15 protein-coding genes and 2 pseudogenes are annotated in these 18755 nt (G+C 64.9%); 7 read left to right on the top strand and 10 right to left on the bottom strand.

All coding sequences use genetic code 11. The features are described from left to right. Positions 1 to 61: 61 nt before the first annotated feature. The 7 genes from gltA to JC881_RS10400 all read right to left on the bottom strand — a co-directional run bounded on the left by gltA (position 62) and on the right by JC881_RS10400 (position 6132). The gene (gene gltA, locus JC881_RS10430) at positions 62 to 1372 is read right to left on the bottom strand and encodes a citrate synthase (RefSeq protein WP_198785651.1); all 1311 of its coding nucleotides are present in this window, start codon (positions 1370 to 1372) and stop codon (positions 62 to 64) included. Positions 1373 to 1396: 24 nt separating this feature from the next. Further along, entirely contained in the window at positions 1397 to 1711 is a 315-nt protein-coding gene (locus JC881_RS10425) for an FAD assembly factor SdhE (protein ID WP_099795593.1), read from the bottom strand. Positions 1712 to 1731: 20 nt separating this feature from the next. Beyond that, positions 1732 to 2433 (bottom strand): succinate dehydrogenase iron-sulfur subunit, encoded by a 702-nt coding sequence (locus JC881_RS10420; protein WP_013540023.1) that lies wholly within the window; start codon positions 2431 to 2433, stop codon positions 1732 to 1734. A gap of 47 nt (positions 2434 to 2480) precedes the next feature. Continuing rightward, a complete protein-coding gene (gene sdhA, locus JC881_RS10415) occupies positions 2481 to 4289 on the bottom strand; it encodes a succinate dehydrogenase flavoprotein subunit (protein WP_198785650.1) in 1809 nt (602 codons plus the stop codon). Positions 4290 to 4304: 15 nt separating this feature from the next. Further along, positions 4305 to 4670 carry a succinate dehydrogenase, hydrophobic membrane anchor protein gene (gene sdhD / locus JC881_RS10410; protein WP_198785649.1) on the bottom strand — a complete coding sequence of 122 codons (366 nt, stop codon included), beginning with the start codon at positions 4668 to 4670 and terminating at the stop codon, positions 4305 to 4307. A gap of 13 nt (positions 4671 to 4683) precedes the next feature. Beyond that, a complete protein-coding gene (sdhC, locus tag JC881_RS10405; RefSeq protein ID WP_198785648.1) occupies positions 4684 to 5130 on the bottom strand; it encodes a succinate dehydrogenase, cytochrome b556 subunit in 447 nt (148 codons plus the stop codon). 234 nt (positions 5131 to 5364) lie between these two features. Next, positions 5365 to 6132: a GntR family transcriptional regulator gene (locus JC881_RS10400; RefSeq protein WP_198785647.1), complete on the bottom strand. Its 768-nt coding sequence runs from the start codon at positions 6130 to 6132 to the stop codon at positions 5365 to 5367. A gap of 183 nt (positions 6133 to 6315) precedes the next feature. Here JC881_RS10400 and JC881_RS10395 point away from each other — a divergent pair, with 183 nt between their 5' ends. The 5 genes from JC881_RS10395 (at position 6316) to JC881_RS10375 (ending at position 12349) form a co-directional block, all read left to right on the top strand. Next, the gene (locus JC881_RS10395; RefSeq protein WP_042578072.1) at positions 6316 to 7302 is read left to right on the top strand and encodes a malate dehydrogenase; all 987 of its coding nucleotides are present in this window, start codon (positions 6316 to 6318) and stop codon (positions 7300 to 7302) included. A 12-nt stretch (positions 7303 to 7314) separates the two neighbouring features. Then, positions 7315 to 8094, top strand: coding sequence for a trans-aconitate 2-methyltransferase (gene tam / locus JC881_RS10390; protein ID WP_198785646.1), 780 nt, complete (start codon positions 7315 to 7317; stop codon positions 8092 to 8094). Then, complete coding sequence (locus JC881_RS10385) at positions 8091 to 9089, top strand: HpcH/HpaI aldolase/citrate lyase family protein (protein WP_198785645.1); 999 nt, start codon at positions 8091 to 8093, stop codon at positions 9087 to 9089. The genes tam and JC881_RS10385 overlap by 4 nt, the downstream gene beginning before the upstream one ends. Positions 9090 to 9127: 38 nt before the next feature. Then, the gene (locus JC881_RS10380; protein ID WP_198785644.1) at positions 9128 to 9688 is read left to right on the top strand and encodes a hypothetical protein; all 561 of its coding nucleotides are present in this window, start codon (positions 9128 to 9130) and stop codon (positions 9686 to 9688) included. Between the two features lie 78 nt (positions 9689 to 9766). After that, positions 9767 to 12349 (top strand): bifunctional aconitate hydratase 2/2-methylisocitrate dehydratase, encoded by a 2583-nt coding sequence (locus tag JC881_RS10375; RefSeq protein ID WP_198785643.1) that lies wholly within the window; start codon positions 9767 to 9769, stop codon positions 12347 to 12349. 85 nt (positions 12350 to 12434) lie between these two features. Here JC881_RS10375 and JC881_RS10370 read toward each other — a convergent pair whose 3' ends face one another. Genes JC881_RS10370 through JC881_RS10360 form a run of 3 tightly spaced genes read right to left on the bottom strand, consistent with a single transcriptional unit; the run spans position 12435 to position 14894 of the window. Beyond that, entirely contained in the window at positions 12435 to 13292 is an 858-nt protein-coding gene (locus tag JC881_RS10370; protein WP_198785642.1) for a hypothetical protein, read from the bottom strand. A 28-nt stretch (positions 13293 to 13320) separates the two neighbouring features. Further along, positions 13321 to 14457, bottom strand: coding sequence for a DUF2827 domain-containing protein (locus JC881_RS10365; RefSeq protein ID WP_198785641.1), 1137 nt, complete (start codon positions 14455 to 14457; stop codon positions 13321 to 13323). Continuing rightward, positions 14454 to 14894: a DUF4019 domain-containing protein gene (locus tag JC881_RS10360; RefSeq protein ID WP_198785640.1), complete on the bottom strand. Its 441-nt coding sequence runs from the start codon at positions 14892 to 14894 to the stop codon at positions 14454 to 14456. The genes JC881_RS10365 and JC881_RS10360 overlap by 4 nt, the downstream gene beginning before the upstream one ends. Positions 14895 to 15205: 311 nt before the next feature. Between JC881_RS10360 and JC881_RS32805 the strand changes: the two are divergent. After that, positions 15206 to 15292, top strand: a pseudogene (locus tag JC881_RS32805) (ESPR domain-containing protein); the annotation flags it as partial. 15 nt (positions 15293 to 15307) lie between these two features. Further along, positions 15308 to 18755: pseudogene (locus JC881_RS32800) on the top strand (ESPR-type extended signal peptide-containing protein); the annotation flags it as partial.

Below are 18755 nucleotides of genomic sequence, written 5' to 3'. Positions count from 1 at the left end.
AGCTTTTTTATTGGAGCCATCGGCAAGGGCCGAAGCCCCGTGCCGATTCGCCAGCGAGCGATCAGCGTGCCGAGATCGGCTTCACATCGCGCTTGGGCGAGCCTTCGAACAGCTGGCGCGGGCGGCCGATCTTGTACTCGGGGTCGCCGATCATTTCGTTCAGCTGGGCGATCCAGCCGACCGTGCGGGCCAGCGCGAAGATCGCGGTGAACAGCGGCACCGGAATGCCGATGGCGCGCTGCACGATACCCGAGTAGAAATCCACGTTCGGGTAGAGCTTGCGCGAGACGAAGTACTCGTCTTCCAGGGCGATCTTTTCCAGCTCCTTGGCCAGCTTGAAGAGCGGGTCCTGTTCCAGGCCCAGCTCGGTCAGCACTTCGTTGCAGGTTTCCTGCATCAGCTTGGCGCGCGGGTCGTAGTTCTTGTACACGCGGTGGCCGAAGCCCATGAGCTTGACGTTCGAGTTCTTGTCCTTGACCTTCTTGATGAACTCGCCGATCTTCTCCACGCCGCCTTCCTTCTGGATGTCGTAGAGCATGTTGAGCGCCGCTTCGTTGGCGCCGCCGTGGGCCGGGCCCCAGAGGCAGGCCACGCCGGCCGCAATCGCCGCGAACGGGTTCGTGCCCGACGAGCCGCACAGGCGCACCGTTGAGGTCGAGGCGTTCTGCTCGTGGTCCGCGTGCAGGATGAAGATGCGGTCCAGCGCGCGCTCGAGCACCGGGTTCACCTTGTATTCCTCGCAAGGCGTGGCGAACATCATGTGCAGGAAGTTGCCCGCGTAGCTCAGGTCGTTCTTCGGGTACATGTACGGCTGGCCGATCGTGTACTTGTAGGCCATGGCCACGAGCGTGGGCATCTTGGCGATCAGGCGGATCGCGGCGATCTCGCGGTGCTCGGGATTGTTGATGTCCGTGCTGTCGTGATAGAAGGCCGAGAGCGCGCCCACCAGGCCGGTCATGATGGCCATCGGATGGGCATCACGGCGGAAACCGCGCAGGAAGAACTGCATCTGCTCGTTCACCATCGTGTGGTTCGTCACGAGCTTGGTGAAGTTGGCCTTCTTGGGCGCGTCGGGCAGTTCGCCGTACAGCAGCAGGTGGCAGGTTTCCAGGAAGTCGCAGTTGGTCGCGAGCTGCTCGATGGGGTAGCCGCGGTACAGCAGCTCGCCCTTGTCGCCATCGATGTACGTGATGGCCGACTGGCAGGCGGCGGTCGACATGAAGCCCGGGTCATAGGTGAACATGCCGGTCTGTGCGTACAGCTTGCGGATGTCGATCACGTCGGGACCGACGGTGCCCTTGTAGATCGGCAGTTCAACGCTGTCGCCGCCGTTGCTGAACGACAGCGTGGCCTTGGTATCGGATGCTTTCATTTCGATTTACTTTCAGAGGAGGATTCAGGACGAAGGAGAGATTGCGGGGCGCTGGGCGCCGTCGGTGCGCATCAGATGCAGCAATGCGACCACCTCGGCACCGGCCCATTCGGGCTCGGGCTCCTTCCTGCGCAGCAAAAGGTCGAGGAGGTCGTTGTCCGACAGGTCCATCAATGTCTCCATCGCTCCCGCCTGACCATTGGTCATGTGGGATTCGTGCCGCTCGAAGAAGCGGGCGATGAACAGGTCGTTTTCGAGCAGGCCGCGCCGGCAACGCCATTTCAGCTTGCTCAGCGCACGTTCGCTGAGCGGCTGCTGGAGTTCGTCGGCGGTTTGCATGGTGATTTCCGGAAGAAGGATCAGATGGCGCGACGCACCATCAATTCCTTGATCTTGCCGATGGCCTTGGTGGGGTTCAGGTTCTTGGGGCACACATCGACGCAGTTCATGATCGTGTGGCAGCGGAAGAGGCGGTACGGGTCTTCCAGGTTGTCCAGGCGCTCGGCGGTGGCTTCGTCGCGGCTGTCGGCGATGAAGCGGTAGGCCTGCAGGAGGCCCGCGGGGCCCACGAACTTGTCGGGGTTCCACCAGAAGCTCGGGCAGCTCGTGGAGCAGCTCGCGCACAGGATGCACTCGTACAGGCCGTTGAGCTCTTCGCGCTCTTCGGGCGACTGCAGGCGCTCCTTCTCGGGCGGCACGTTGTCGTTCTGCAGGTACGGCTTGATCGAGTTGTACTGCTTGAAGAACTGCGTCATGTCCACGATCAGGTCGCGGATGACGGGCAGGCCCGGCAGCGGCTTGAGCACGATCGTGCCCTTGAGCGTGAGCATGTTGGTGAGACACGCCAGGCCGTTCTTGCCGTTGATGTTCATCGCGTCGGAGCCGCAGACGCCTTCGCGGCAGGAGCGGCGGAACGACAGCGTCGGGTCTTGTGCCTTGAGCTTCATCAGGGCGTCAAGCAGCATGCGTTCGTGGCCGTCGAGCTCGATCTCGATCGTCTGCATGTAGGGCTTGGCGTCCTTGTCCGGGTCGTAGCGGTAGATCTGGAATGTGCGCTTCATCGTGGTGACCTTGTGAATGCTTTTACTTGGCTGACGTTAGCCGTTGCTTAGAACGTGCGGACCTTCGGCGGAACCGAGGCCACGGTGAGCGGCTGCAGCTTGACCGGCTTGTACGAGAGGCGGTTGTCCTGGCTGTACCAGAGCGTGTGCTTCATCCAGTTGGCGTCGTCGCGGCCCAGCGGCGCGACCGGATCGTCCGCGGGACGCTCGTAGTCTTCCACCGTGTGGGCGCCGCGGCATTCGCGGCGGGCGGCGGCCGAGACCATCGTGGCCTGCGCCACTTCGATCAGGTTGTCCACTTCCAGCGCTTCGATGCGGGCGGTGTTGAACACCTTGGACTTGTCCTTCAGGCCGATCGCGTTGACGCGCTCGCGCACGGCGGCGATCTTGACCACGCCTTCGTCCATCGAGGCCTGCTTCCTGAACACCGCGGCGTGCTGCTGCATGACCGCGCGGATCTCGCCGGCCACGTCTTGCGCGTATTCGCCGGTGGTGGTCGATTCGAGCCGGTTCAGGCGCTCCAGCGTGCGGTCGGCCGCATCCTTCGGGAGGTCCTTGTGTTCCTTCAGCTTGTCGTTGAACTCGACGATGTGGTTGCCGGCCGCGCGGCCGAACACCAAGAGGTCGAGCAGCGAGTTGGTGCCCAGGCGGTTCGCGCCGTGCACGCTCACGCAGGAGCATTCGCCCACGGCGTAGAGGCCGTTCACCACGGCGCTGTTCTCTTCACCCTTCTGGATGACGACCTGGCCGTTGATGTTGGTCGGGATGCCGCCCATCTGGTAGTGGATGGTCGGCACCACGGGAATCGGTTCCTTGGTGATGTCGACGTTGGCGAAGTTGACGCCGATCTCGTACACCGAGGGCAGGCGCTTGTGGATGGTGTCGGCGCCCAGGTGGTCCAGCTTGAGCAGTACGTAGTCCTTGTTGGGACCGCAGCCTCGGCCTTCCTTGATTTCCTGGTCCATCGAGCGCGAGACGAAGTCGCGCGGGGCCAGGTCCTTCAGCGTGGGCGCATAGCGCTCCATGAAGCGTTCGCCGTTGCTGTTGAGCAAGATCGCGCCTTCGCCGCGGCAGCCTTCGGTCAGCAGCACGCCCGCGCCGGCCACGCCGGTCGGGTGGAACTGCCAGAACTCCATGTCCTGCAGCGGAATGCCCGAACGCGCCGCCATGCCCAGGCCGTCTCCGGTGTTGATGAAGGCGTTGGTCGAGGCCTGGAAGATGCGGCCCGCGCCACCGGTGGCCAGCAGCACGGTCTTGGCCTGCAGGATGTGCAGGTCGCCGGTTTCCATTTCGAGCGCGGTCACGCCGACCACGTCGCCTTCGTCGTCGCGGATGAGGTCCAGCGCCATCCATTCGACGAAGAATTGCGTGCGCGCTTCGACGTTCTTTTGGTAGAGCGTGTGCAGCATCGCGTGGCCGGTGCGGTCGGCCGCGGCGCAGGCGCGCTGCACGGGCTTCTCGCCGTAGTTGGCCGTGTGGCCGCCGAACGGACGCTGGTAGATCGTGCCGTCGGGGTTGCGGTCGAAGGGCATGCCGAAGTGCTCGAGCTCGTACACGACCTTCGGGGCTTCGCGGCACATGAACTCGATCGCGTCCTGGTCGCCGAGCCAGTCGGAGCCCTTGATCGTGTCGTAGAAGTGGTAGTGCCAGTTGTCCTCGCTCATGTTGCCGAGCGACGCGCCCACGCCGCCTTGCGCGGCAACGGTGTGCGAACGCGTGGGGAACACCTTGGAGAGCACGGCCACGTTGAGGCCAGCGCGCGCCAGTTGCAGCGAGGCGCGCATGCCGGAGCCGCCGGCGCCGACGATCACGACGTCGAACTTGCGCTTGGTGATTTGTTCTTTTGTGTAGGTCATGGTGGGGATGTCAGGTCAGATCTTCCAAAGCACTTGAATGGCCCAACCCGCACAACCGACAAGCCAGACGATGGTGAAAATTTGCAGCACGAGACGGATGCCGACGGGCTGGACGTAGTCCATCCACACGTCGCGCATGCCGACCCACACGTGATAGAGCAGGGCGACGATCACGGAGAAGGTCAGCACCTTCATCCACTGCGCGGCGAAGATGCCGGCCCACAGGTCGTAGCCGATGGGGCCGCGCGAGAAGATCACTTGCGCGAGCAGGATGATCGTGAAGAGCGCCATCAGGCCGCCCGTGATGCGCTGGCTGAGCCAGTCGCGCAAACCGTAATGAGCGCCGACGACGATGCGCTTGGAGCCGTAATTCACAGACATGGGTGGCTCCTTCTCAGTACAGGCCGAACAGCTTGGCGCCTAGCACCACGGTGAGCAAAACGCTCAGTGCCAGCGTGACGATGGCCGAGGTGTGGCCGAATTCCTTGGTCACCGCCGCATGGCTCACGTCCATCCAGAGATGGCGCAGACCGGCGATGAAGTGGTGCAGGTAGGCCCAGATCAGCGCGAGCGCGACGAGCTTGAAAAACCATCCCGGAACGAAACCAAGGCCGCTGTTGAATGCGGCCTTGAATCGGGCGAACGAATAGTCCGACGAGAGCGAGGTGTCGAACATCCAGATGATGAACGGCAGCAGCAGGAACATCAGCACGCCGCTCACGCGGTGCAGGATCGACACGATGCCGGCCGGCGGGAGCCGGTACGTCGTGAGATCGGTGAAGGCATTGATGTTTCGGAATTCGCGACGCGGTGGCCGGGGGGGAGTTGCAAGCTCTGTCATTGAGGGGATGCTTTCGTGGCTTTGTGACTTGTTGGCTTGTTCTGAGAGCGAACGCTTTTGTTTCTTCTGCGGAAATGCAAACAACGCAAAATTCTATTGCAATGCACCATCGCGCATCGGCTGCGCCCGAGTCGGCGCACTGCGGCAGTGGGTTGCTATTGACTTCGGAGCATGTTGCGCGCGGTGCGCGGGCGATGCAAGGCGATTGAATCGATGTTCCATGTCGATGCGCTGTCAGCCCAGCTGGTTGCGATAGTGGTGCGTGTCGGTGCGATAGAGGCCGCGGCGCAGTTCCATCGGCATGTCGTGGTACGTGTGCGCCACGCGCTCGACGCTCAGGAGCGGCATCTGCGCCGTCACGTCCAGCAGCAGGGCCTGTTCCGCATCGGGCAGCACGGCACGAATGCGTTCTTCGGCACGCACCATGCGCACGCCGAACTCGGTTTCGAAGAGCGAATACATCGGGCCGGGCCATGCGCGCAGCCGTTCGGCCGTGAGTCCCTTGAAGGGCGTGCCGGGGAGCCACAGGTCTTCCAGGATGGTCGGCACGCCCGCATAGGCGAGCACGCGGCGCACCTGCAGCACGGCGTCGCCGGTGCGAAGGCCGAGCGCGCGTGCGACGTCGGCCGATGCGCGCAGGCGCTTGCAGTCGACGATGGTGCGTTCGGCCGGGCCTTCGGTGTTCGGGTCGCCCGCATCGGGCACGAGCTTGAGGAAGCGGTACTGCACATGCTGCTCGGCATGCGTGGCCACGAAGGTGCCCTTGCCCTGGCGCCGCACCACGAGGTTCTCGGCCGAGAGTTCGTCGATGGCCTTGCGCACCGTGCCCTGGCTCACGCGGTAACGCACGGCCAGGTCCATCTCGCTGGGGATGGGTTCGCCCGGCTTCCACTCGCCCGCCTGCAGGCTCTGCAGGATCAGGGTCTTGATCTGCTGGTAGAGCGGACTGAAGGACGGCGTGGACGGCGTAGGGAGCTCGTCGAGGGCGGTGGGGGTGTTCATGGCAGCGGTGGGGTGCGCCGTGGCGGTGCCCCCGAGGATATCTTATATAAGACATAAGACGAGGCTCATTGAATCGGCTTAAAATGCGGGCCGGTCTCGCGCCGCGGGACGCTGTTTCCCCCGTCGGACCTTGGCGCCCCACGAGAGCGCCGACACCGTTTCATCACCTTCTGGAGTCTTCCCATGAGCAAAAAGCCCGTCCGCGTTGCCGTCACCGGTGCCGCCGGTCAAATCGGTTACGCCCTGTTGTTCCGTATCGCATCCGGCGAAATGCTCGGCAAGGACCAGCCGGTCATCCTGCAACTGCTCGAAATCCCCGACGAGAAAGCCCAGAAGGCGCTCAAGGGCGTGATGATGGAGCTGGACGACTGCGCGTTCCCGCTCCTGGCCGGCATGGAAGCCCACGGCGACCCGATGACCGCCTTCAAGGATGCGGACTACGCCCTCCTAGTCGGCTCGCGCCCCCGCGGCCCCGGCATGGAACGCGCCGAGCTGCTGGCCGTCAACGGCGCGATCTTCACCGCGCAAGGCAAGGCCCTCAATGCCGTCGCCAGTCGCAACGTCAAGGTGCTGGTGGTCGGCAACCCGGCCAACACCAACGCGTACATCGCCATGAAGAGCGCGCCCGACCTGCCGCGCAAGAACTTCACCGCCATGCTGCGCCTGGACCACAACCGCGCCGCCAGCCAGATCGCCGCCAAGACCGGCAAGGCCGTGGCCGACATCGAGAAGCTCACCGTCTGGGGCAACCACTCGCCCACGATGTACGCCGACTACCGCTTCGCCACCATCAACGGCGAAAGCGTCGCCAAGATGATCAATGACCAGGAATGGAACGCCAACACGTTCCTTCCGACCGTGGGCAAGCGCGGCGCGGCGATCATCGAAGCGCGCGGCCTGTCGTCGGCCGCCTCGGCCGCCAACGCCGCCATCGACCACATGCGCGACTGGGCCCTGGGCACCAACGGCAAGTGGGTCACGATGGGCATCCCCTCGGACGGCCAGTACGGCATTCCGAAGGACGTGATGTTCGGCTTCCCGGTCACCTGCGAAAACGGCGAGTACAAGCTGGTCGAAGGCCTGGAAATCGATGCATTCAGCCAGGAACGCATCAACAAGACCCTCGAAGAGCTCGAAGGCGAACGCGCCGGCGTCGCCCACCTGCTGTAAGCAACTCGCAGCATGCTCGACTGGAACCCCGCGCTCTATCGTCGCTACGAGGACGAGCGCACACGACCCGCGCAGGAGCTCCTGGCGCGGGTGCCATTGGCCGAAGCCGACCGCGTGGTCGACCTCGGTTGCGGGCCGGGCAACTCCACCGAGCTGCTGGTCAACCGGTTCCCGAAGGCGCAGGCCCTCGGAACCGACAACTCCGAAGCCATGCTGGTCAGCGCGCGCGAGCGCCTGCCCGGCGCGCGCTTCGAGCTGAGCGACATCGCGACCTGGGCGCCGCAAGACAAAGCGCCCGATCTCATCTACGCCAACGCGTCCTTGCAATGGGTGCCCGATCACGAAACGCTGATCCCGCGCCTGTTCGACGCGCTGGCCCCGGGCGGCGTGCTCGCCGTCCAGATGCCCGACAACCGCCAGGAGCCCACGCACCGCCTGATGCGCGCGCTCGCTGCCGAAGCGCCCTGGGCCGAGCCCATCGGCGATGCCGACCGGCTGCGCACCCAGCTGCTGCCGCTGGACGGCTATTACGACCTCTTGGCGCCGCATGCCGCCAACGTCGATGTCTGGCACACGATCTACCAGCACCGCATGGCCGACGCGGCTTCCATCGTCGAATGGGTGCGCGGCACGGGGCTGAAGCCCTTCGTCGACCGCCTGCCGCCCGACCTGCAGGCGAGCTATCTCGCCGAATACGAACGCCGCGTGGACGAGGCCTATCCGGCGCGCACCGACGGCAAGCGGCTGCTCGCGTTCCCGCGCATGTTCATCGTGGCGCAGAAAAAAGCATGACCCAGGCCGTCCATCCGGGTGAAGTGCTGCTCGGCGCGCAGGCCGGCGCGGTGACGCTGCCCGTGTGCGACCACTACAGCGGCGTCGAAGCGCGCATGAAGAAGAGCCTCGCGCTCCAGGCCGAGATGGCCGAGGAGTTCGGCGCCTGCGTGTTCGACGTCACCCTCGATTGCGAAGACGGCGCCCCGGTGGGCGGCGAGGCGGAGCATGCCGCACTCGTTACCGAATTGGCGCTGGCGGCCAGGCCGGGCATGCGCGTCGGCGTGCGCGTGCATCCGGTCGATCACCCCGCATTCGCGGGCGATGTGATCACCATCGCCGGTCGTGCGGGCGATCGCCTGAGCCACCTCATGGTGCCCAAGGTCGAATCGGTGGCCGATGTGCTGCAGGCCGTTGCCGCGCTCGAGGCGGCCGATGCCGATGCACTGCCGCTGCACGTGCTGATCGAATCGCCCCTGGCAGTGCACAACGCGTTTGAAATCGCCGCGCATCCGCGCGTGCAGTCGCTCAGCTTCGGCCTGATGGATTTCGTCTCGGCGCATGCCGGCGCCATTCCCGCCGACGGCATGGGCGCGGCCGGGCAGTTCACGCATCCGCTGGTGGTGCGCGCCAAGCTGGCCATCGCCTCGGCGGCGCACGCCTACGGCAAGGTGCCCTCGCACTGCGTGGTGACCGAGTTCAACGACACCGATGCGATGCGCGTCGCGGCCCGCAAGGCCGCCACCGAATTCGGCTACACGCGCATGTGGAGCATCCACCCGAACCAGATCCGCCCCATCCTGGAAGCGTTTGCGCCCGATGAGGCACAAATCCAGATTGCTACACAAATCATTGCAAAAGCCGCGGACGCGGATTGGGCGCCGACACAAATTGATGGCACATTGCACGACCGCGCGAGCTACCGCCACTTTTGGCAGGTTCTGACGCGCGCCCACGCAACAGGGCGCGCGTTGCCTCCCGAGGCGAAAGCCTGGTTTGCACTCGCGGCCTCCTGAAACGAAACCTTCGAACCCAGCCTCAAGGAAACCCACACATGAAGAAAATTGCCCTGATCGCCGCACTGGCACTGGCTCTGCCGTTCGGTGCCATGGCACAGACCGCGGCGCCCGCCAAGCCGGCCGCTGCGAAGCCCGCCGCCACCAAGAAAGCGCCGCCCAAGCGCCAGGTCACCCGCAAGGCCGCCAAGGCTGTCGAGGAAGTCACGCCGATCGCCGACGACACCAACGTCGTGCTGACCGACGCCGACCTGGAAGTCGCCAAGCGCGTCTCCACCGGCAAGGCCCAGTGCGAACTCGGCGCCGACGTGACCGTGACCGAAGACGAGAAGAAGCCCGGCTTCTTCAACGTGACCACCAAGGGCCTGAAGTACCGCATGCACCCGGTCGAGAGCCGCACCGGTGCCATCCGCCTGGAAGATCCGCGTGCCGGCGCCATGTGGCTCCAGTTGGGCAACAAGTCCATGCTGATGAACCAGAAGGCGGGCCTGCGCATCGCCGACGAATGCCAGACGGCCGCCCAGGTCGCCTTTGCCGAAGAAATGAAGAAGAACCCGCCGAAGAGCCTTTTCGAAGGCGCCGACCCGGCCAAGAAGTAAGAGCCCCCACCAGGGATGCGGCGCGGCTCTTGCTTGCCGCGCTGCATGCCCGCCAGTCCCGTTTCCGGAGAAAAGAAGATGTTGCAAGCCTACGTTGACCATGTTGCCGAACGCGCCGCGCTCGGTATCCCGCCGCTGCCCCTGAGCGCCAAGCAGACCTCTGAAGCGATCGAGCTCCTGAAGAGCGCGAACGAAAAAGACGGCGCCTTCCTGCTGGACCTGCTCACCTATCGCGTCCCCGCCGGCGTGGACGATGCGGCCAAGGTCAAGGCGAGCTACCTCGCAGCCGTGGCGCATGGCACCGAGAAGAGCGCGTTTCTCTCGCGCGCCCGTGCCACCGAACTGCTCGGCACCATGCTCGGCGGCTACAACATCAGCCCGATGATCGACCTGCTGGACGACGCCGAAGTCGGCGCCGTCGCGGCCGAGGGCCTGAAGAAAACGCTGTTGATGTTCGACCAGTTCCACGACGTCAAGGAAAAGGCCGACAAGGGCAACGCCAACGCCAAGGGCGTGCTGCAAAGCTGGGCCGATGCCGAGTGGTTCACCAGCCGCCCCGAAGTGCCCCAGAGCATCACCGTCAGCATCTTCAAGGTGGCTGGCGAAATCAACACCGACGACCTGTCGCCCGCACCCGATGCGACGACGCGTCCCGACATCCCGATGCACGCGCTCGCGATGCACAAGAACGCCCGCCCCGGCATCGTTCCCGAAGAAGACGGCAAGCGCGGCCCGGTGAAGTTCATCGAAGACCTGCGCGCGCGCGGCCACCTCGTGGCCTACGCTGGCGACGTGGTCGGCACGGGTTCGTCGCGCAAGAGCGCCACCAACTCGGTGCTGTGGTTCACGGGCGAAGACATCCCGTTCGTGCCCAACAAGCGCTTCGGCGGCGTCTGCCTCGGCGGCAAGATCGCGCCGATCTTCTACAACACGATGGAAGACTCGGGTGCACTGCCCATCGAGTTGGACGTGGCGCAGATGAACATGGGCGACGTGGTCGAACTGCGTCCCTACGAAGGCAAGGCGCTCAAGGACGGCAAGGTCATCGCCGAATTCCAGGTCAAGAGCGAAGTGCTGTTCGACGAAGTGCGCGCCGGCGGCCGCATTCCGCTGATCATCGGCCGCGGCCTCACGGCCAAGGCGCGCGAAGCGCTGGGCCTGCCGCTCTCCACGCTGTTCCGCCTGCCGACCAGCCCCGTCGACACCAAGAAGGGCTACTCGCTCGCGCAGAAGATGGTCGGCCGCGCCTGCGGCCTGCCGGAAGGCACGGGCGTGCGCCCGGGCACCTACTGCGAACCCAAGATGACCTCGGTCGGCTCGCAAGACACCACCGGCCCGATGACGCGCGACGAGCTGAAGGACCTGGCCTGCCTGGGCTTCTCGGCCGACCTCGTGATGCAGTCGTTCTGCCACACGGCCGCGTACCCGAAGAAGGTCGACGTCAAGATGCACCACGAGTTGCCCGACTTCATGGCCAACCGCGGCGGCGTCTCGCTGCGCCCGGGCGACGGCGTGATCCACAGCTGGCTCAACCGCCTGCTGACGCCCGACACCGTGGGCACCGGCGGCGACAGCCACACCCGCTTCCCGATCGGCATCAGCTTCCCCGCGGGCTCCGGCCTCGTGGCCTTTGCGGCCGCCACCGGCGTGATGCCGCTGGACATGCCCGAATCGGTGCTCGTGCGCTTCAAGGGCAAGATGCAGCCGGGCGTCACGCTGCGTGACCTGGTCAACGCGATTCCGCTGTACGCCATCAAGTCGGGTCTGCTGACCGTGGCCAAGCAAGGCAAGAAGAACATCTTCTCGGGCCGCATCCTGGAGATCGAGGGCCTGCCCGACCTGAAGGTGGAACAAGCCTTCGAGCTGAGCGACGCCTCGGCCGAACGCTCGGCCGCCGGCTGCACGGTGCACCTGAACAAGGAACCGATCCAGGAGTACATCAACAGCAACATCACGCTGATGAAGTGGATGATTGCCGAGGGTTATGCCGATGCCCGCACGCTGGCACGCCGCATCGCTGCGCAGGAAGCCTGGCTTGCAGACCCGCAGCTGCTCGAGGGTGATGCCGACGCCGACTACGCCGCTGTCATCGAGATCGACCTGGCCGAGATCCACGAACCCATCGTGGCCTGCCCGAACGATCCGGACGACGTGAAGACGCTGAGCGACGTGGCCGGCGCCGTGATCGACGAAGTGTTCATCGGGTCGTGCATGACCAACATCGGCCACTTCCGCGCCGCATCGAAGCTGCTCGAAGGCAAGCGCGACATCCCGGTCAAGCTGTGGATCGCGCCGCCGACCAAGATGGACGCGCAGCAACTCACCGAGGAAGGCCACTACGGCGTGTTCGGCAATGCCGGTGCCCGCACCGAAATGCCGGGCTGCTCGCTGTGCATGGGCAACCAGGCGCAGGTGCGTGAAGGCGCGACGGTGATGTCGACCAGCACCCGCAACTTCCCCAACCGCCTGGGCAAGAACACCAACGTGTACCTGGGTTCGGCCGAACTGGCCGCGATCTGCTCGCGCCTGGGCCGCATCCCGACGCGCGAGGAATACATGGCCGCGACGGGCGTGCTCGATGCATCGAGCAGCCAGATCTACCAATACCTGAACTTCGACAAGATCGACGACTACAAGGTGGCGGAGACGGCGGCCGCCTGATCCTCGTCCGGCAAGTCCATTGAAAAAGCCCCGTCTCGACGGGGCTTTTTCTTGGGCGCTGCGCTGCGCGCCTGTCCTGTCCTGGCTATCCCGGCAGGTTCGGCTTCAGGTATTCCTGGCCCTTGAGCACCATCGCCGCGCCGGCCGGCCCGCCCACCGCATGCGGCAGCGAGGTCAGCAGCGAGCTCGCGAAATCGCCGCGGTACATCTTGGCGCCCTGGTGGGTCAGGTTGGAGTTGGCGTCGATGTAGACCGATTCGCCCAGCCCCGACCACAGGCGGCAGAAACCGTAGTCTTCCGAGAGGTAGCGGCGCGTCTCGGGATCGACCATCACGTCGAAGAAGCGGTAATGCAGGCCCAGGTCGGCTTCGCCGATGCTGTCGGGCACGTAGCTCAGGTCGGGGTAGCTGGCCATGAGGCGCTCGAACACCGCGCGCTTGATCACCATGAAGCCGGTCGGCGCCTCGGTCATCTTCATGAAGCCGTCGGGCTGCACTTCGAGCTCGACCTGCGAGGTGAGCTCGGAGGCCTTGGCGTTGACCGTGTAGCGGGTGAAGGTGGCCTCGAACTGCTGCTGCGTCGTGCCTGCGGCCACGCCCTCGTCGGGCCAGTTGTCGCGCTTGAGCGGATAGACGCCGGCCGCGATGTCGTAGCCCGACAGCAGCAGCCGGAACGCGGCCTGCGCCGAGAAGCCGATGTCGGCGTCGATCCAGAAGAGGTGCGTCCAGTGCGGATTGGCCAGGAACTGCGCCACGCAATTGTTCCGCGCGCGCGTCACCAGGCTCTCGCCCTGGTGGAACAGCACCTGCATGCGCATGCCGGCGCGCTCCGATTCGATGGCGAAGTTCAGCAGCGAGGTCACGTAGTTCTGGAAGAACTTGCCGTCGTGGCTGGGCGAGACGACCACGGGGAAAAACTGCCGGAGTTCGGAGGGGTCGAGCATGGCGGGTTTTCCGTTTCGTCCGTTTCGTTCAGCGGGCAGGGCGCTGCATCAGGCCGAGCAGCAGGTGGTTGTAGACCTCGGTGGCTGCGGCGTTGCCGGGCAGGTAGCGGTCGATCAGCTTGCGCTGGCGATCACGGTACGCAACGGCCTGCGCATCGTGGGTGTCGATGGCCTCGAGCACCCGGGCGCTGCCCGCCGCCACGTCGTTGTCCTGGTAGTAGTAGCCCAGGTCCGCGCACAGATGCGCGTTGTGCACCAGCGGGTAGCCCTGCCAGCAGGTCTCCAGATAGAAGTAGTTGAGCGGGTTCTCCCATTGGTGGGAGACCACGATGTCGGTGTTCTGCGCAAGGAACACGGGCGTCTCGTGCCGGCCGAGGAACACCGCCTTGTGCTCGCGGACCAGGTCCAGCTGGTTCATCAGCGTGATGAACTCCATGTTCTCCCTGGCCATCCGCTCGGCATTGGTGACCTGCAGGAGCGCGATGGCCTCGGGCCGCGCGCGGTAGGACAGCTCGGCCACCAGGATCGGATAGAGGCAGAACTTCACGACGTTGATGTTCGGCTCCATCACGCTCAGCCGCCGCGGTCCGGCGTGGGGCTGGTACACGCCGGCGTCGGGCAGGGCGCGGGTGCGTTCGTCCAGGAACACCGGGCTCCAGACGAAAGGCACGGCGCGCGCCTCGGTGCGGCGCAGCACCTCGAAATACGGCTGGCTGATGTTGGCGACCTGCGGAACCATCCAGATGTCGTCGTAGCGCTGGTTGACGTACAGGTTCTGGCCCCAGAGGGGCTTGTTGAACAGCATCGACTCCATCGCGTGGACGTATTCGAAGCCGCAGCAGTACGACACGAGGCGAGCGCCGCGCTGCTTGAGGTAATCAGTCTGCGCGCCGTCGATCTGGCCGCCGAGCTCGATGAGCACGTCGACGCTGTCCTTGGCCGCCTCGAAGGTCACCGTGGGCCAGCGCGACTGGTCCCAGGGCAGGGCGGAGGTGATGGGGGTGGCCGTGGTGTTGACCAGCACGACCGAGGCGACGTTCGGGCAGTGCTTGAGCGCTTCGGCCAGGAACACGGCATTTTGCTTGATGCCGTTGTTCCAGAGGGTTTCGGCCTCGTGGTGGAGGCCGATGGTGATGCCGATGCGCAGGCCGGCGCCGGGGGTCATTGCGTTTCGCGGGGGACGTAGCCGGTCAGTTTCCAGCCGCCGGGCTCCAGGCGGAAGCTGACCTTTTCGAAGACGGTCTTGTCGTTGTTCAGGCGGGTGGCGAAGTCGACGTTGGCGTACTGGCCGGCGGGGACGCCACTGCTGTCGTCCAGGTAGCGAATGCGCACCACGCTGGCCCAGTCGCGGCGGACCACGGTGCCGACGGTCTGGCGGGTGCGTTGCATGTTGCTCACGAATTCCGCTTTCGGAAGCCTTGTTTTCACGAAGGCGGAGGTGGCATCCCACAGTTCTGCGGAACGGTTTTCGTCGATCTGGCGCAAGCCGGTGAGGGCCGCCTGGACCAGTTCGTCTGCCGACGTGCCTTCTTGGGCCAGGGCACACGAAGCGCTCGCGGTAAATGCAAATGCGGCCAAGAGGCGGAGAAAAAGCTGCTTCATCGGAGCGTCCTTGAATGGCGAAGCCAGTGGTGGCAGGGCGCTCGCAATTCTAGGTGGCGCCCTGCGGACCCGTTGTCTGGTTGCAACGCTCGTTCACGAATTGCCCGGCGAGTCTGAGATTTTGTGAACTAAATCCTCAATTTTTGGGTTTTCGCTGCTGCAGTGCATCAAGAATGTAAACGAATGCGTACATTCCAGCATTCCTGTAAGCACACGCGCGTCTTTGCGCCTGATGCCCAGCGACGAGCCGTGGCAGCTGTCGTTTGGGTGCCGATCTGTGTCAGTCCCTCTGTGAATCGAGCTCGAATTCAATGAACAAGTCATATCGTAGTATTTGGAATGAAGCGCTCGGCGCGTGGGTAGCAGCTTCCGAACTCACCTCGGCAAGGGGCAAGCGGAGCAGCAAGTCGACCGTGGCGGTTGCGGTCGCTCTCGTGGTGGCGGCCGCGGGCTTTGCGCCAGGCGCGCGGGCCTCATATGTAGGCACCAACGCGACGGTTGGTACGGCGTCAGCCACTGGCGTTGCCATCGGATCGGGAAACACGGGGACCACAAGGGCGAGCGCAGCTGGCGCGAATGCTGTAGCTATCGGCTCTTTGGCAAGCGCTGGCGGCACTGGTGCGACGGCCGTGGGCTACAGTGCTGTCGCCTCCAACACGGCCGACGTCGCCTTGGGCAACGGCGCCACGACCAACGGCGGTGGCGGTTACAACATCGCCATCGGCAACAACGCGAGCGCCACCGCCGCTGGCGGTAGCGCAACCGCCATTGGTTCCGGGGCGAAGGCTAACGGCAATGCCGGCGCATTTGCGCTCGGCAACGACGCCAACGCCAGTGGGACGTCTTCGGTTGCCATCGGTGGAGGCAACGGCTCAGGCAAGGGCGGGTCCGTCGCTTCAGGTGAGCAGGCGATCGCCATCGGCCGCAGCAGCAATGCGGCGGGCTTGAACAGCGTCGCCATCGGCGGCGCTCTGACCGAGGACACCGGAGCCAAGGCTCTGGGAGCCAACGCGGTGGCGGTTGGTGTGCTGGCAGTTGCGAACGGCGGCGCATCCGTCGCGATCGGCGAAAACGCCAACACCACCGCGGCCAATGCAGTCGCTCTCGGCGCCAACACGGTAGCGGCCACCGAGGCGGTCGCCTTGGGCAACTCGGCCAAGGCCACCAGCACGTCCGGCGTTGCGATCGGCGACAGCGCAACTTCTTCGGCCACCGGAGCCATCGCCCTTGGCGGTAACGCCGTGGCTGGCGCAAATGCCGCTGCAACCGACGCCATCGCTATTGGCGGCGAATCGTCGGTCGTGGCTGCGGCCACGTCGGGCATTGCCATCGGTCGCGGTGCGGTTTCGAACAATGCACGCAGCGTAGCGTTGGGTGACGGCGCTTCGACGGCCGCAGCAAACGGCGTTGCCAGCGCAACGGTCGGCGGGGTGACATACGGCGGTTTCGCCGGTTCTGCGCCAGTTGGCGTGGTCAGTGTCGGTTCGGCGGGTAACGAGCGCCAGATCACCAATGTGGCGGCAGGCCGCGTCACATCCACATCCACGGACGCGATCAATGGAAGCCAACTGTTTTCCGGGTTGAGCACGACCGGTAGCAGCATCAGTAGCCTGTCGACTTCGACTTCGAGCGGCCTGAGCACCGCGACAAGTCGCATCAACAGCTTGTCGACCTCGACCTCGTCGGGCCTGAGTACGGCAACCAGCGGTATTTCGAGCCTGTCCACTGGTTTGAGCTCCACGAGCAGCAGCGTGAGCAGCTTGTCGACCTCGACTTCGTCCGGCCTGAGCACGGCGACCAGCAGTATCAGCAGCCTGTCGACCTCCACTTCGTCAGGTTTGAGCACCGCCACCAGCGGCATCTCCAGCCTGTCCACCGGCTTGAGCTCGACCAACAGCAGCGTCAGCAGCCTCTCGACGGGCTTGAGCAGCAGCGCCAGCGGCGTTTCGAGTCTGTCCACAGGGCTGAGTTCGACGAACAGCACCGTGAGCAGCTTGTCGACCTCCACGTCGTCCGGCCTCAGCACCGCGACCAGCGGCATCTCCAGCCTGTCAACGGGCCTGAGTTCCACGAACAGCGGCGTCAGCAGCTTGTCCTCGTCGACCTCTTCTGGCCTGAGTACGGCGACCAGTGGCATCTCCAGTCTGTCGACCGGTCTGAGCTCGGCCAACAGCAGCGTCAGCAGCCTGTCTTCCTCGACGTCGTCGGGCTTGAGCACAGCGACCAGCGGCATCTCCAGCTTGTCTACCGGCTTGAGCTCGACCAACAGCGCCGTGAGCAGCCTCTCGGCTTCCACGTCTACCGGCTTGAGCACGGCCACGAGTGGCATCTCCAGCCTGTCCACCGGCCTGAGTTCGACGAACAGCAGCGTGAGCAGCCTGTCGACTTCCACTTCGAGCGGCCTGAGCACCGCCACCAGCGGTATCTCTAGCCTGTCCACGGGCTTGAGCTCGACCAACAGCAGCGTGAGCAGCTTGTCGACCTCGACGTCGTCCGGCCTTAGCACCGCCACCAGCGGTATCTCCAGCCTCTCGACCGGTTTGAGCTCCACGAACAGCAGCGTGAGCAGCCTGTCGACGTCCACTTCGAGCGGCCTGAGCACCGCGACGAGCCGTATCAGCAGCCTGTCGACCTCGACGTCGTCCGGTCTGAGCACCGCGACCAGTGGTATCTCCAGCCTGTCGACTGGCCTGAGCTCGACCAACAGCAGCGTGAGCAGTCTTTCTGCGTCGACTTCCAGCGGTCTGAGCACGGTCACCAGCGGCATCTCGAGCCTTTCGACCTCGACTTCGACCGGCTTGAGCACGACGAACAGCAGCGTGAGCAGCCTGTCGACCTCGACGTCGTCGGGCCTGAGCACCGCCACGAGCGGCATCTCGAGCCTCTCCACCGGCCTGATTTCCGCGAACAGCGGCATCTCCAGCCTGTCCAGCGGCCTGAGCACGGCCACGAGCGGCATCGGCAGCCTGTCGACCGGCCTGGCCAACTCGGTTCAGTACGACGACGCGAGCCACACCAAGGTCACCCTGGGCGGCGTGGGCGCCGCGGCGCCGGTGGTCCTCACCAACGTTGCAGCGGGCGCGAACCCCACCGATGCGGTGAACTTCGGCCAGCTGACGTCGCTGTCGACTTCCGTGTCCAGCGGCATTTCGAGCCTGTCCACGGGACTGAGCACGACCAACAGCGGCGTGAGCAGCCTGTCGTCTTCGACATCGTCTGGCCTGAGCACCGCGGCCAGCAGCGTCTCGAGCCTTTCTACCGGGCTGAGTTCGACAAACAGCAGCGTGAGCAGCCTGTCGACCTCGACGTCGTCCGGCCTGAGCACGGCGGCGAGTGGCATCTCGAGCCTCTCGACGGGCCTGAGCTCCACCAACAGCAGCGTGAGCAGCCTGTCGACCTCGACGTCCACTGGTTTGAGCACGGCGACGAGCAGGATCTCCAGCCTCTCGACTTCGGCCTCGTCCGGCCTGAGCACGGCTACCAGCAGCATCAGCAGCTTGTCGACTTCGACTTCGTCGGGTCTGAGCACTGCGACCAGTGGCATTTCGAGCCTTTCGACTGGCCTGAGCTCGACGAACAGCGGCGTAAGCAGCCTGTCGACTTCGACGTCGTCGGGCCTGAGCACGGCGACCAGCAGCATCTCGAGCCTCTCAACTTCGACCTCTTCGGGCTTGAGCACGGCGACCAGCGGCATCTCGAGTCTGTCCACCGGCTTGAGCTCGACCAACAGCAGCGTGAGCAGTTTGTCGACCTCGACATCGTCGGGCCTGAGCACTGCAACCAGCAGCATTTCGAGCCTCTCCACCTCGACCTCTTCGGGCTTGAGCACGGCGACCAGCGGCATCTCGAGTCTGTCCACCG

The organism is Variovorax sp. IB41 (assembly GCF_016405905.1).
Lineage (GTDB): Bacteria > Pseudomonadota > Gammaproteobacteria > Burkholderiales > Burkholderiaceae_C > Variovorax.
This window is presented reverse-complemented; position numbering and strand designations above follow the sequence as displayed.